Genomic DNA, 259 nt, shown 5'->3' with positions numbered 1-259 from the left:
CCAAGGCCGATGGTGCGGATGAACAGCGCCATGCGCTGCTTCTGGTCGGCGAAGACATGCTCGACGGCGGATCGCACCGCCGAGCGGGCGCGGTTGGCGCGTTGGTGCGGCTCCGGCATCGGCCGCCCCTTCGGCTTGCGGAAATGCACCATGCTGCGGCGGCCCGCCGCCGCGATGGCCGCTTCGTTGGCCTTCGAGCGGTAGGCGCTGTCCGCCCACACCCGGCTGTCGAAGGCGTCCGGATTGAGCAGGCCCGGCA

Annotated in this window: 1 pseudogene; it reads right to left on the bottom strand. The window is 71.4% G+C overall.

The window, feature by feature from the left end:
• A pseudogene (locus EJ903_RS26715) lies at positions 1-259 on the bottom strand (IS5/IS1182 family transposase); the annotation flags it as partial.

Origin of the sequence: Azospirillum griseum, assembly GCF_003966125.1 — a bacterium.
GTDB lineage: Bacteria > Pseudomonadota > Alphaproteobacteria > Azospirillales > Azospirillaceae > Azospirillum > Azospirillum griseum.
This window is presented reverse-complemented; position numbering and strand designations above follow the sequence as displayed.